Annotated in this window: 10 protein-coding genes; 2 read left to right on the top strand and 8 right to left on the bottom strand. The window is 62.7% G+C overall.

The features are described 5' to 3' along the window. Window positions 1–50: 50 nt before the first annotated feature. From QZR30_RS12090 to pbpC, 5 genes are all read right to left on the bottom strand, one after another. A complete protein-coding gene (locus tag QZR30_RS12090; RefSeq protein WP_274357838.1) occupies window positions 51–608 on the bottom strand; it encodes a DUF4136 domain-containing protein in 558 nt (185 codons plus the stop codon). Between the two features lie 44 nt (window positions 609–652). Further along, window positions 653–1,255: a DUF4136 domain-containing protein gene (locus QZR30_RS12085; RefSeq protein WP_046070730.1), complete on the bottom strand. Its 603-nt coding sequence runs from the start codon at window positions 1,253–1,255 to the stop codon at window positions 653–655. 24 nt (window positions 1,256–1,279) lie between these two features. After that, the gene (locus QZR30_RS12080; protein ID WP_046070729.1) at window positions 1,280–2,029 is read right to left on the bottom strand and encodes a methyltransferase domain-containing protein; all 750 of its coding nucleotides are present in this window, start codon (window positions 2,027–2,029) and stop codon (window positions 1,280–1,282) included. After that, the gene (locus tag QZR30_RS12075; RefSeq protein ID WP_003188211.1) at window positions 2,022–2,330 is read right to left on the bottom strand and encodes a MazG-like family protein; all 309 of its coding nucleotides are present in this window, start codon (window positions 2,328–2,330) and stop codon (window positions 2,022–2,024) included. Before QZR30_RS12075 ends, QZR30_RS12080 begins: the two co-directional genes overlap by 8 nt. Before the next feature lie 107 nt (window positions 2,331–2,437). Next, entirely contained in the window at window positions 2,438–4,768 is a 2,331-nt protein-coding gene (gene pbpC / locus QZR30_RS12070; protein WP_046070727.1) for a peptidoglycan glycosyltransferase PbpC, read from the bottom strand. Window positions 4,769–4,859: 91 nt separating this feature from the next. On the opposite strand from pbpC, the gene QZR30_RS12065 reads away from it, so the two are divergent. Continuing rightward, window positions 4,860–5,153 (top strand): hypothetical protein, encoded by a 294-nt coding sequence (locus QZR30_RS12065; RefSeq protein WP_043049487.1) that lies wholly within the window; start codon window positions 4,860–4,862, stop codon window positions 5,151–5,153. Between the two features lie 138 nt (window positions 5,154–5,291). Here QZR30_RS12065 and QZR30_RS12060 read toward each other — a convergent pair whose 3' ends face one another. Beyond that, window positions 5,292–10,190 carry an alpha-2-macroglobulin family protein gene (locus QZR30_RS12060; protein ID WP_311903344.1) on the bottom strand — a complete coding sequence of 1,633 codons (4,899 nt, stop codon included), beginning with the start codon at window positions 10,188–10,190 and terminating at the stop codon, window positions 5,292–5,294. A gap of 288 nt (window positions 10,191–10,478) precedes the next feature. Between QZR30_RS12060 and QZR30_RS12055 the strand changes: the two genes are divergently transcribed. Continuing rightward, window positions 10,479–11,822, top strand: coding sequence for an MATE family efflux transporter (locus QZR30_RS12055; RefSeq protein ID WP_046070725.1), 1,344 nt, complete (start codon window positions 10,479–10,481; stop codon window positions 11,820–11,822). Between the two features lie 111 nt (window positions 11,823–11,933). On the opposite strand, the gene speA is transcribed toward QZR30_RS12055, so the two are convergent. Together speA and QZR30_RS12045 are read right to left on the bottom strand one after the other, a co-directional pair. Continuing rightward, window positions 11,934–13,847: an arginine decarboxylase gene (gene speA / locus QZR30_RS12050; RefSeq protein ID WP_046070724.1), complete on the bottom strand. Its 1,914-nt coding sequence runs from the start codon at window positions 13,845–13,847 to the stop codon at window positions 11,934–11,936. 142 nt (window positions 13,848–13,989) lie between these two features. Beyond that, window positions 13,990–14,361 carry a translation initiation factor Sui1 gene (locus tag QZR30_RS12045; protein ID WP_043049484.1) on the bottom strand — a complete coding sequence of 124 codons (372 nt, stop codon included), beginning with the start codon at window positions 14,359–14,361 and terminating at the stop codon, window positions 13,990–13,992. Window positions 14,362–14,405: the final 44 nt, after the last annotated feature.

Raw genomic sequence — 14,405 nt, 5'->3', positions numbered from 1 at the left:
GCTTGTCGAATCGTCGCACCGCGCCTCCCACAGGAGTGCAGCGGCGCCGGTCAGTGTGGTGGGTAGTTGGAGAGGATCCTGGTCACAGTGCTGCGGATAGCCTTGCTGCGATCCTCTGGATTAGGCGTGCTGGCCATTATTTGCTCGTCGCTGCCGCGCCATACCAGTTTGCCGTCCTTGCCGTCGAGCAAGTCGATCTGGATGGTTGCCACTTTGTAGGTAATGTTGCGCGTTTCGTTATACATCGGCGCGCCCCAGTAGCCATTCCAGGGGCCGCCCCAAGCACCTCCATAGTTGGTGGTGACTTGTTGCTGGCGGTCTTCGACGATCAGGTAGGCCTGAACATTCAGGTCCGCCTTGGTGCCGGCCGCTGCGGGGCGCAGGCCGCGCTGGTCAAGCTGTTCGCCCACCGCTTGGCGGATGCGTTGCTCGGTAAGGTCGCTCTTGATTCGCGGATCATCCGGGCGGTACTGCAACGCCGGGTCTTTCCAGGCCCAATTGCGGTAGGCGCCGAAGTCTCGGCTGGCGTCGAAATCGTGATTGACCTGGTTGCTCTGGCAACCGCCCAGCAACACAACGACAGCAAGTGCAGCGATACGACGAAACATGGCACTTCTCCAAAAACAACGTGAGCCTGAAATGAGAATAGCTGCTAACTGGGCGGATAGGCAGCCATTGCTTTCTGCATCGCCTTGCGCAAGCTATCGGCGCGCTCGCTCAAGCTGCCCTGGCTGGTGGTTTCCGCGCTGGTGCTCCACACCGGCTGGCGGGTGCGGGCGTCGAACAGGCTGATACGCGCCACTGCCACCGTCACTTCATAGGTGCGCACTACGGGCACGCTGTTGTACATGCCATAGCCGTTGCCGTAGCGGTTATAACCGCCGTAACCGTAGCCATAGTCATCCTGCACCTGGCGCAGGCGTTTCTCCAGGCGTACGTCGGCGCTCACCAACAGGTCGGGGGCACGCTTGTCATGCAAGGGCCGCAGGCCACGCTGGTCGAGGGCGCCGCTGACCGCCTCGGCAATCTGCGCCGAATCGGCCCAGGCCGTGCCCGCAGGCAACTGGCCGTTGAGCCAGCCCCAACTGCGGTAGGCGCCATAATCGCGCACTGGCGCCGGGTAAGCGCTGGCATCAAAAGTGGTGGCCGCCTGGGCCGGGGCCGGCGGCATCGGTGCCGACGAGGCGACGTAGGGGTTGGGGCTGGAACACGCGCCCAGGCCGAGGGATAACAGGATCAAACAGAGACGACGCATTTCGACCTCCGCAGGCTGGTCCGCTTAAACCGGACGGCAGACCCAGTGCAAATAACGCCCAAGTCCGGCAAAGCTTGGGTGACGACGGTGAGCGAGCTCCATCTCCAACAAGTCCTGCAAATCGGCGCGGGCCTGGAATTCTACCGGCATATAGTCGTGAAACACCCGCACGCCACTTTGGCTTTCGACCTGCCACATCCCTTCAAGTTGCGCCGCCAACTCCCGTGGGTCGAGGGGCTGTTGCGGCGTAAGGCTCTGCTTTTCACCGGCCATGTCGTTCTTGCGCATTTTGCGGAAGTGGCCTTTGAGCAGGTTGCGGTAGATCAACGCATCACGGTTGTAGAACGCCAGGGACAAGCAGCCGCCGGGCAGCGTCAATTGGTGCAGCACCGGCAAAATGGCATGGGGTTCGGCCAGCCATTCCAGCACTGCATGACACAGCACCAGATCGTAAGGCTCGGTGAGTAGGCCGAGCAAGTCTTGCCACGGCGCATGGATAAACGTCGCGGTCTGGCCGGCGTCGGCAAAGCGCTGGCGCGCGCCTTCAAGCATCGGCGCGGCGGGCTCGGCCAAGGTTACCTGATGGCCGCGCTCGGCCAGCCACAGCGACATATGCCCCAGGCCCGCGCCGATATCCAGCACGCGCAACGGGCGCTGCGGCAAGGCCTCGGCCAGGTCGGCCTGGAGCACCGCCAGGCGAATCGCGCCCTTGGCCCCGCCGTAGATTTTTTCGGCGAAACGCGTGGCCAACTGGTCGAAATGACGATCACTCATGGGCAAACCGCCGCTCGCTGTCGGCCAGCTTGGCACGCACGACTTCGTTCATGTCCAGACCCAGCTCACTGCACAACAACAGCAGGTACAACACGATATCGCCGACTTCCTGGCCGGCATGGGCAAGTTTATCGGCGGGAAGCTGGCGGGACTGGTCTTCGGTAAGCCACTGGAAGATTTCCACCAGTTCGGCCATTTCCACACTGGCGGCCATGGCCAGGTTTTTCGGGCTGTGGAACTGCTTCCAATCGTTGGTATCGCGGATGCGGTGCAGGCGTTCGGTGAGGTGTTCGAGGTTCATTAGGGGACTCCTGAATGGGTATAGCTTCAGGGGGATGGGGAGTGAAGGCAAGTGAATAGCGGTCATGTGCTCAAGGCCGCCATCGGGGGCTTGCCCCCGATGAGGCCCTAATCAACAACGCTGAACTCAAGCCTGGCGGTCTGCCCAGCCTCATCCAGAACGCTTAGCTGATAGCGGCCCAACCGCTCGAAACTGGCATTGATACTGTCCTGATTGGCGCTATCACCCAACGGCGCGCCGTTAAGGAACCACCAACGCCGACCACTGCCACCCAAGGCGGAGATTTTCAGACGCAGGGTTTGTTGGCTGGCAACAGGCAAGCGCAGTTGGTCGCCTTCGCGTACGCCGACGATGGACAACGGCGACGACGCAGCCAGCGCCGGTGGCGGGCAGTCCGGGTCAGGGGCCGGGATGCGTGCTTCACGGCGCTCGATCCTTGGCAACCAGGGTTCCAGCGGCGCCGGCCACAGGGCAATGTGCTTGGCCTGTGCGCCAGGGCAATGCGCGTCGACCCTCAAACCCTTGACGTTGACCCAGATGCTTTCCATCAAGCCCACACTCAAAGGTTGGTCCAGTGCCTGCAAGGTCGGCGGCGTGGTGTTGTCCAGGGTCCAGGCAAACCGCTGGCGCCGACAGTTGGGGTCGCTGCGGCTCATGGGCTGGCCCAGCGGCCAACAGATTGCCGCCACGCCGATATTCGCCGGCACCGGTTTGACCGGCGCGCTGATGCCGCGCTGACTGTCGCGGTTGGTCAGTACGTCATGTACCTGCAACATCAACGGCGCCGCCGACGCCAGGCCGAACTGGCCGGGGACGGGCGTGCCATCCGGCCGGCCGATCCATACACCGATCAAATAACGTGGCCCTACGCCAATTGCCCAGGCATCGCGAAAGCCATAGCTGGTACCGGTTTTCCACGCCAGCACCGGGCGCTGCACCAGCTCGGCACGCGGGTCGCGATCGGGCCGTGCCTGGCCGCTGAGGATGCGCCGCACAATCCAGGCCGCCCCGGGTGACAGCAGTGGCCGTTCCCTGAGGGTATCGTCCGGCTGCAGTCGCAGGGTGGCGCTCTTGCCGTCGCGGGCCAAGGCGCTATAGCCGCTCACCAGGTCTTCCAGGCGACTGCCCGCGCCGCCGAGGATCAGCGCCAGGTTCGGCTCGGCCAGCGCCGGCAATGCCAGCGGCATGCCGCCGATGCGCATCTGTGCGGCAAAGCGCTTGGGCCCGTACGCTTCCAGCAATTGCACCGCCGGCAGGTTCAACGAGCTGGACAGGGCCGTGCTCGCCGGCACCGCCCCGGTAAAGCCCATGGAAAAATTGCCCGGCCGGTAATCGCCATAACGCCTAGGCACGTCCTGCAACAGCGATTCGGAGTGAATCAGGCCATCGTCCAGGGCCATGCCATACAGGAAGGGTTTCAACGTGGAGCCGGGCGAACGCAGCGCGCTGATCATGTCCACATGGCCAAAGCGCTTGGTGTCGTTGATATCCACCGAGCCCAGGTAGGCACGCACCGCCATGCTTTCTTCCTCCACCACCAGGATCGCTGCCGAGGTGTGTTCCGGCAGCCGTGCGCGCCAGCCCAGCAGCAGGTCTTCGAGACGTCGTTGCAAGGTGGCATCCAGGGTGGTGCGGATCAGCGGCGGACTGTCCGGGCGATTGAGGCGGCGCGCCAACAACGGCGCCAGGCTCGGCTCCAGGCGCGGAGCGAGCAGCAGCGGTTCTTCCAGGGCTTCATCGACCGCCGATTGCGGCCATACCTTGAACTCGGCGAGGCGGCGCAGCACCTTGTCGCGAGCCTCCTGGGCGCGCTGCGGATGACGATCCGGGCGCAAACGGCTGGGCGCCTGGGGCAATACCGCGAGCAAGGCGGCTTCGGCGTGAGTCAGTTGTGCAGGCGACTTGCCCAGGTACGCCCAACTCGCCGCCGCCACACCCTGCAACGTACCGCCGAACGGCGCTCTGTTCAGGTACAGGTTGAGGATTTCGTCCTTGGAGAGGTGCCACTCCAACTGCGCAGTGCGCCACAGCTGACGCAACTTGCCGTGCAGGGTGCGCGAATGCGGGTCGAGCAAACGCGCCACTTGCATCGATAAGGTGCTGCCGCCGGAGACCACCCGCGCACCTGTAAGGTTTTGCCACGTCGCCCGCACCAGCGCCAACGGGTTGACCCCGGGATGCTGGTAGAACCAGCGGTCTTCGTAAGTGAGCAATGCATCGAGATAATACGGCGACACTTCGCTGGTATGCACCGGATAGCGCCACACCCCATTGGCATCGGCAAAACGCCACAGTGGTGTGCCATCCTCGGCCAACACCACCCGGGCCAGGTCGTCCTGGGGCAAGGGCAATGGCCAGATCCGATCAGCCAGCCACAGCAAGGCAATCACCAACAGCAGGCTCGCCAGGGTCCAGCGGGCAACAAAACGCAAATTCAAGCGGGCAAACCTCTATGCTTGTAGGGAACTAGCCTGTGGCAATAACGACCAAAGGCACAGTCACGCCCACCTTCTTATTCAGGACACGCACATGCAGGTAGAAAGCTTTTTCGAATGGTTGGGCCAGGCGCTCGGCTCCGTCATCCGGTTCATCGTCGACGGACTCAGTGGGTTGTTCGGGGCCTTGACCCACGCCGGCGGCAACTTTATCGATGGCCTGTCGCGCACCTTGGGCATGGACACCTCGATCATCAGCATCATCACCCTGATCGTTGGCCTGCTCTTGCTGTACTCGGCGGTACGCGCCTTTATGCGCGCCTCGATCATCATGGGCATCATCTGGCTGCTGCTGGGCCTGTGGTTGCTCAGTTGGGTTGTGCACTGATTTAACTGACAGCCCCAATCCCTTGTGGGAGGGGGCTTGCTCCCAATAGCTGAGTGTCAGCCAATGACATTTTGACTGACCCACTGCCATCGGGAGCAAGCCCCCTCCCACAGTAGTCCCCATTTCAACTTGAGCAATTCAGCGGCCCTTGATCACCATATCCACCGGCGTCTCGCCCACCGCCTGCCAGTTCGGCCGATACATCGACTCCACCTGCGGCGGCGGCACGCGATAGATTCCCGGCGTCACCGCCCGCGCCAAGTACAGCAAGTGCGTGGTGCCATAACCGTCCAGACTCATGGCCGCCACATAACGATCATCCCTGAACTCCTGATGCTTGAGCGATGCGTTCTGCATCGACTCGCGCCACTGCTTCACCTGGCTACTGGCGTTTTCCAGGCTGGCCGCGCTTTGGGCCAGGTTCTGGTTTTCCAGTTCCAGGCCGGCGGGGAGCAGGTCTACCACCAGGGCATCCGGCACACGCTGCTTGGCGCTGACGGCCAGGTGCACCAGCACCAGGTCGCCGCTGGCGAGGCTACGCAGGTCGAGCGGCTGGCCGTTCATGCCCAGGTATTCGCGGCGGATACTAAGGTTTTCGCCACCGGCAGCCGGCGGCACTTGTGGATAACCCGAGACCGTCAATTGCTGATACACCGGCGCTTCGCCCTGATTGCTCAAGGCCAGGTCGCTGGACAGCAGCTTGCCGTCCAACGCCAGGGTCGATTGCTGGTTATTCAACTCATGCGCCCCGCCGCTGCCGGTGAGCGACACTTGCCAGTTGGCTTCCGGCTTGGCAAACCCGAGGCGCCCGGCGAGGAACAGGGAGTTACGCTCCTGAGTCGATAGGTATGGGCTGGCGGCCAACTGGTCCGACAGGGTGAACAAACGCTCTTCACGTTGGCCCTTGGCCAAGTCATTTTCTTCCAGCAATGCCAGGATCATCGCCTGGTCACGCAATGGGCTACCATAGTCGGCCAGCCATTCTTTGCTACCGCGCTGTGCCGCCAAACCGGCCAACAACGCCTGATCCGCACGCGGTTGATCGCCCATTTTCTGCAGGGCGATGGCCAACTGCACCAGCGGCAACCCGGAGCGCGCATCGCTGCGCCGCTCGAACAGGCTGCGCAACGCTCCCAACGGCGCCTGCTGACTGCGCGCCAGCACCATGCCGGCGTAAGCCTGCACGGCAAACCGCGTGTGCTCGGCGTTGTCGCTGTAGTCGACTTCGATCAGGTTGCGCTCCTGCACATAACGCAACAGGCGCTCGCTGGCCTTCTTCAAGGCTTCAGGCGGTACGGCAAAACCCTGGTCGCGGGCACGCAGCAGGAAGTCGGTGACATACGCGGTCAGCCAATATTCTTCCTCGCCGTCGGCGCCCCACAAACCAAAGCTACCGTTGTAGCGCTGCATGCCCAGCAGGCGTTCGATGCCCAGCTCGATCTTGCGTTTGCGCTCGGCATCCGGCTCGCCCTTGATGCTCAGGCGCTTGAGCAGTGCGTCATCGGCATATAACGACGGGTACAGGCCACTGGCGGTTTGCTCCAGGCAACCATAAGGGTAGGCCTTGAGTGCGCTGATCTGTGCCCCCAGGTTCAACGGTGGACGGCTCGACAGGCTCAACAGCGCTTCGCGCCCGGAGGCATCGAACTGGTCCAGCGTACCGGCGGGCAGGCTCCATGGCTGATCCTTGAGCACTGCGCGGTAGTGCTTGAGCAGCGCCGGATACGCTGGGCGCACGCCCAAGGTCCATTCGCGACTGAATGGCGGCAGGTTTTCCCCCGGCAGGTCCAGGCTGTTCACGCTGACCTTGATTTTGCCCTGGCCCAGACCGCCCCAGGCTTTCACCGGGATGCGCAGGGTGGTGCGCTGGCCTTGCTTGAGTTCAACCGCTTGCGCGCCGCCGTTGACCAGCTCCAACTGCCCTTCGGCGGTCAATTGCACATCGAGCTTCTGCGCCTTGCCCGACAGGTTGGAGAGGTCCAGGGCCAAAGTGGTCTGGTCGCCTCCCGCGAGGAAGCGCGGCGCCGACAATTCGGCGATCAGCGGTGCGGCGATCACCGTCTTGCCTTCGGCCATTCCGTAGCGATCATCGCTCCAGGCCTGGGCCATCAGGCGCAGTTCTCCGTTGAAGTCGGGGATGTTGACGCTGACTTCGCCCTCGCCTTTTTCGTTCAGTGTCACCGGCGCGCTTTGCAGGGCGACGATGGTCACGCTGGTGTCCGGGCGCTTGCCGCCCTTGGCCAATGCCGCGTCACCACCAAACGCCAGGCTGGCCAGGCGCCCCTGGCCGGCTTCGATCAGTTGGCCGTAGATGTCGAACTGATCGACACCATAGGCTTTGCGGCCGAACAGGCTGGAGTAGGGATCGGGCGTGGGGTATTCGGTGATATTGAGAATGCCCACGTCCACCGCCGCCAGCAGCACATGCACCTGTTTCGGTACGCTGCCATCGGCATTCCTGGCGGCGATCTTCACCGTCAGCGGTTGTTTGGGGCGCATTTTTTCCGGCGCAGTGAGGGTCAGGCCGAGCTTGCGCTGTGTGCGGTCCAGCGGCAGGTGCAACAGGCCCACGGCGCGCTTGGGGGTGATATTGGCTTTGCGCTCGCCGGGACGGATCACCAGGGCGCTCACATACAGATCATGGCGCGACCATTTCGGGTCGAGCTTGACCGCAAAGCTCTTGCCTTCGGCCGGCACGTCGATTTCCTGCCACCACAGCGGGCCTTCGGCAGATTCCACCAGCAGGTAGCCCTTACCGGCAGCCGGCGGGGTGACAGTGACGTTGGCGGTATCGCCGTCGCCATAGGCGGGTTTATCCAGTGCCAGCTTGACCTGGTCGGGGCGCACGGCGCCGCCTTCGGTGTTGTCCTGGGCCTGGTAGCCGGCCCAGAAACGCACGCTGCTGACCAGTCCGGTCTGCGGGTCTTCAACTTCAACCCGGTAAGGGCCCCACTCCACCTGGAAGCTGACCTTGGCGGTGTCACCGGCCTTGATGTCCAGGGTCTGCTCGTCGAGGTTGAGGAATTTCTCGTTGTAGTGGTAGCTCCAGCCGTCGTTGTCGGAGTAGTTCCAGTAGTAGTCACGGCGCTCGCGCACCAGGCGCACCTTGAGGCCTTGGGCGGCGAGTTTCTGCCCGTCCTGGTTGGCCACCAGCACTTCGAATTCCACCGGGCCATCGCCATTGGTTTCCTTGCCATCAAACAGCCCGCGCAGGCCCGGCAATTGCTCGGCCGGCCAGATCGGCTGCACCAGGCGCCGAGTGATCGGCCGCCCGCCCGACTCTTGCAGGCTGGCCTGAACAATCAATTGCAGCGGCGACTTGGCCTCGGCCCATTTGCTTTCCAGGGTCAGCGCCTCCTCGCCGTTGGCGTCGAGTACGCTTTCGTCCAATTCGAAATCCTGGCTCAGTTCTTCTTCGGTGACGGAGCCGAACTGATAGCCAGGCAGGGATTTGACCGCTTCACGCAGCGGGCGCACATAGACCTGGCCACTGACCCGATTGCCGGATGCCGGCGCGCCATACAGATAGCGGCCGTTGACCTGGATAACCGCGTTATCCGCCGGGCTCAGTGCCGTGTCACTGCCTTTGAGTTCCAGTGCCAGGCGTTCGGGCAGGAAGTCTTCGACGAGGAACTCATAGAGCTGCGGTTTGCCATCGCCCAGGTCGAACACCAACTGCCAGCGCCCGGTCGGCGCTTCGCCGGCCAGTTGCAGCGGGTATTGATACAAGCCGGAGGCATCGGCCTCCCATACGAATTTGCGGCTCACCTGTTCATCTGGACGGCGGACTTCGACACTCACCGGCTGCGGCTTGACCGCGTTGCCATCCTTGTCGCGCAACAACGCATTGAGCAGCACGGTTTCGCCGGGGCGATACAGGTCACGCGGGCCGAACACAAAGAATTGCAACGGGTGGGACGGTTGCCCACCGATATCGAACTCGGCGAGGTCCAGCGCGGCGCTATCCAGGCGCAACAGGCTGGTCTGTTCACCCAGTTTTGCCAGCAGCACCTGGGCTTTTTTCGGCAGCGCCAGCTCGGCGTGGCCACCGTCTTCGGTCTTGCCCTGGCCAAGCACGCGGCCTTCGGCATCGAGGATTTCCAGCTCAACGTCGTTCAGCGCCTTGCCGCCTTCCAACGCCTGGGTAAACACATCCAGGCGGTTGGCGTAGCGGTGCACCGACAGGCCAATATCGCTCAAGGTAAACAACGTGGCCGGTTGCGAATAGTTGTAAGTGCCCGAAGCACGCATCACCGCCAGGTACACGCCCGGCTGCTGCAACTGCTTGAGGCCGGCAATCGGCAGCAATAAGGTTTCGCGGGTATTGCGCGCCGGGTTCAAGTCGAAGCGCCCGCCGTAGACCAGGTCGGCCATCGGCAGCAGTTCCCGGGACTCATAGCTTTGCAGGCTGGTATTGCGCCCCCACTGCGCCAGGAACGACGGCAGGGATTCAGGCTTGATACGGAAGAATTCGACGTCGATCTTATCGACATTCAGCGCGATCACCGGCAGGCCCTCGGCCAGGCGCGTCGGCAGCAGCGTACCTCGGCTGGCGAAGCCGACGGTGGCTTGCAGGTCGCGGGTTTCCAGGCGGGCGGTGTATTCGGCGGCGAGCTGGTTGTCGTTGACCGCCTTCAACCCGGCGTCCACTGTCAGCACCAGCTTGCGCTGCGGTTCCAGGTGGCGCAGGCGCAGCTCCATGAGGTTATCCGAGAGCTCCCAGGCGCCATCGACCTTGCCGGACTTGCTGTCCACCAAGTGCAATTTATCGGCGAATTTCTGCTCCGGGTCCAGGGGAATGGAAAAGCTCACCGATAAAGTGCTGGCCCCATCCAGTTGCACTTCAGACACGTCCACCACACTCAGCTCACGCCCGGCATAGCGCTGCTTCAACGCCGCTACGTCCACCACCGCCTTGGCAGGTGCAGGCGCTACGCTTGGCGCGGGGGGAGCCGTCGGTGCAGCCGGTTTATCGGAAGAATCACAGGCGCTCAGCAGGGCCAGCGCGCAAGCGAGGAACAGTCCTTTGTTAAGCATGGGGCACTCATAGTCAGAGGGAACCGAGGGGTGAACTATATATCAGCGCAGGCCAAGCCGCTGTGGCGCTGATCACATTGACCGACGGAGGGAGGGTTGGTTCTGAGTGCCTTCCAGACTAAACCAAACCCCACAGCCACTGGAGATCAAAATGTGGGAGGGGGCTTGCTCCCGATGGCAGTGGATCAGTCAGAATATTAGTGACTGACACACCGCTATCGGGAGCAAGCCCCCTCCCACATTGAATCTGGTGGGCAGGTACAATGCCCGCTCCACCAAGGAGCCTTCATGACCGCCCTGCTCGCCGACTGGCGCCACCGCCCCACCCATCGTCGCGTTTGGGCTCTGGCCGCGCCGATGATCCTGTCGAATATCTCCGTGCCGCTGGTGGCCCTGGTCGACAGCATGGTCATCGGCCACCTGCCCCACGCCCATCAACTGGGCGCCGTGGCCGTCGGCGCCAGCCTGTATACCTTCCTGGCGTGGGCCATGGGTTTTCTGCGCATGGGTTCCACCGGGTTCGCCGCCCAGGCCGCCGGGCGCAATGATGGGGCGGCGCTGCGGCAAATCCTGTTGCAAGGCTTGCTGCTGGCGCTGGGGTTGGCGACGTTGCTGGGTACGGTAGGTGTTCCACTGAGCCATCTGGCTTTGGAATGGATGCAGCCCTCCCCTGAACTGAACCAACTGACCCGCGAATTCTTCCACACCCGCCTGTTCGGCCTGCCGGCAGCCCTGGCCAGCTACGCACTGGTCGGCTGGTTCCTCGGCACCCAAAACGCCCGCGCGCCGTTGGCGATTCTGCTGACCACCAACCTGGTGAACATTGCGCTTAACCTGTGGTTTGTACTCGGCCTGGACTGGGGCGTGGTCGGCTCTGCCCGCGCCTCGGTGATCGCTGAATGGACCGGCGCCCTGCTTGGCCTGGCCCTCACGCAAAAAGCCCTGCGCGCCTACCCCGGTCATATCGCCTGGGCCGCGCTCAAACGCTGGCAAAGCTGGCGGCCGTTGCTGGCGGTCAACCGCGACATCTTCATCCGCAGCCTGGCCTTGCAGTCGGTGTTCTTCATGATCACGGTGCAAGGTGCACGGCTGGGGGACGCCACCGTTGCAGCCAATGCGCTGCTGCTCAATGGCCTGTTGCTGACGGCCCATGCGCTGGATGGCCTGGCTCACGCCGTCGAAGCCCTGTGCGGCCACGCCATTGGCGCCCATGACCGCCAGGCATTGCGCCGCTCGCTGGTGGTTGCCTGCGGCTGGTCACTGATCGCCAGCATCGGCTTCGCCCTGCTGTTCACCTTCGGCGGCCATCTGTTTATCGCCATGCAAACAGACATTCCCAGCGTGCGCGAAACGGCCGACATCTACCTGCCTTACCTGGCGATACTGCCGTTGATTGCGGTGTGGAGTTACTTGCTCGATGGCCTGTTTATCGGCGCAACGCGTGCGCGGGAGATGCGCAATGGGATGTTGCTGACGGTGGTGTTGGTGCTGCCGGTTGCCTGGGCGTTGCAGGGGTTGGGTAACCACGGGTTGTGGGTAACCTTCCTGCTGTTCATGGCGGTGCGCAGCCTGACACTCTGGGCGATAGCCTGGCGCTTGAATCGGCAAGGGCTGTGGCTGGGAGCAAACTGAAGGAATGCAGATCCAAATGTGGGAGGGGGCTTGCTCCCGATAGCTGAGTGTCAGTCAACAGATTCATTGACTGATCCACCGCTATCGGGAGCAAGCCCCCTCCCACTTATATTACGAGGACAGGTACGAAGAACGGGTCAAGCCCAGGCGCAACGCATCCAGGAACTGGGTACGCTCAGACGCGGAGATCTTCGCACTCGCACACTTGTCACGGTAATGGGTCATCAACTCTTCCGGCGACAAATGCACATAGCGCAGCATGTCTTCGATGGTGTCGTGGGTCTCGATCCCGGCGCTGTACACCGAGCCGTCTTCACGCTGGTAGATGTTCACCGAGTCGGTGTCACCGAACAGGTTGTGCATGTCACCGAGGATTTCCTGGTAAGCGCCCACCAGGAAGATGCCCAGCAGGTAGTCCTCGCCTTCGTTCAAGGCGTGCACCGGCAAGCTGGTCTCGATGCTCTGCTCGTCGACGTATTGCTTGATCTTGCCGTCGGAGTCGCAGGTCAAGTCCTGCAATACCGCACGGCGCAGCGGCTCTTCGTCGAGGCGATGCAGCGGCAGGATCGGCAGGACCTGGCCGATGGCCCAGGTATCCGGCAGGCTCTGGAACACCGAGAAGTTGCAGATGTACTTGTCGGCCAGCTTGTCGTTGAGTTCGTCCAGCACCTGGCGGTGCGAGCGCTGGCGGGCTTTCAGCGAGTTGTGCAGGCGGCGGCACACGGCGAAGTAGCACTGTTCGGCCAGGGCTTTTTCCGCCAGGGTCAGCTTGCCATCGGCGTACTGGGTGGCCACGTCGCTCATGTAGTGGGTGGCGCGCCAGTAGGTTTCGGTGACCATCTCGATGTCGGTCGGGCCCAGTAGGTCCACCAGCCATTGCACGGTTTCCGGCAGGCTTTCCTTGTTTTCGATGAGCGGGATTTCGTCGTTGTGTTTCTCGACGTCCGTCACCTGCACCACCAGCATGGCGTGGTGAGCGGTCAGGGAGCGGCCGCTTTCGGAGAAGATGTTCGGGTGCGGCAGGCTCTGCGCATCGCAGAATTCCTTGAGCATGCCCACGACCACGCCGGCGTAGTCGTCCATGTCGTAGTTGATCGAGCTGGCGTTACGCGAGTGGGTACCGTCGTAGTCCACACCCAGGCCGCCGCCGACGTCGATATGGTCCACCGGCAGTCCAAGATTGCGCAGTTCGCCGTAGTAACGGATGGCTTCCTTGAACCCGTGCTGGTAGTCGGCCAGGTTGGCGATCTGCGAGCCCATGTGGAAGTGCAGCAGGCGGATGCCCTGGTCCAGGCCGGCGGCGCGGAAGCGCTCGACCACCGACAGCAGCTGTGCCGCCGACAGACCGAACTTGGATTTCTCGCCACCGGTGTCCGCCCATTTGCTCGACGCCAGGGACGACAAGCGCACGCGCAGGCCGACCTGGGGCTTGACCTTGAGGCTCGCCGCCTCTTCGATCACCAGTTCAACTTCGGATTCCTTCTCGATCACGATGAACACATTGTGGCCGAGCTTCTGGCCCATCAGCGCCAGGCGGATGAACTCGCGGTCTTTATAACCGTTGCAGACGATGGTGCCGCCCTTCGGCGCCAGGGCCAGCACCGCCAGCAGCTCAGGCTTGGAGCCGGCTTCCAGGCCGATGGAGACGTTCTGGGTGGCGATGATGTTCTCGATCACCGCTTCCTGCTGGTTCACCTTGATCGGATACAGCGCGGTGTACTTGCTCTGGTATTCCAAGCGCTCGATGTTGGCATCGAAGGCGCCGGTCAACTGGCGCACGCGGTCTTGCAGGATATCGGGGAAGCGCACCAGCAGCGGCAATGACAGGCCGCTCTTGCGCAGCTCATCGACCTGCTCATAGAGGTCGACGGGCGTGCTGTTCGGGCCGTTCGGACGGACTTCTACGCGACCGGCTTCATTGATCGCGAAATACCCGGCCCCCCAATGGCGAATCCCGTAAACACTGCGGCTGTCCGCAACTGTCCATTGGCTGCCATCGTCTTTGCGTGTGCGTCGTACGGACATCGAAGTCCCCTATAAATGAAGGCGAAGGCGCCACCTCTCACGGAGGCTGGCGCAGTCTAAAGAATGAAAATGACGATTTGCCTGTGAGCAGGGTAGACCCCACTCCCCGGACAGAGTTTAGATACAGGTTGGGAAGAGGCTTTCAGCCGCCGGACTTCTTGGCCTTGTACCCGAGCTTGATCAACTCGGCCAACAGCAGTTCGACGTGGTCACCCTGGATCTCGATAACCCCGTCTTTCAACGCGCCACCGGTGCCACAGCGCTTTTTCAGCGTGGTGGCCAGCTCCTTGAGCGCATCTTCAGCCAGGGGCACGCCGGTGATGGTAGTCACCGTCTTGCCGCCACGGCCTTTGCTCTCGCGGCGCACACGGGCAATACCGTCGCCTTCGGGGATCAGGGTCTGTTTGCAGATGCAGGCGTCCACGGGCTGACGACAGTCCGGGCAGTGTCGACCTGCGTCGGTGGAAAATACCAGGCCACCCAGGGCGGCGAAGGATGCGGCTTTTTTGGCCACCGGCAATCCTCTTCGGAGGATGAAGACTGATCGGCGCCGCACAA

It is taken from the genome of Pseudomonas sp. rhizo25, assembly GCF_031931935.1.
In the GTDB taxonomy this organism is placed as follows: Bacteria; Pseudomonadota; Gammaproteobacteria; order Pseudomonadales; family Pseudomonadaceae; genus Aquipseudomonas; species Aquipseudomonas synxantha.
This window is presented reverse-complemented; position numbering and strand designations above follow the sequence as displayed.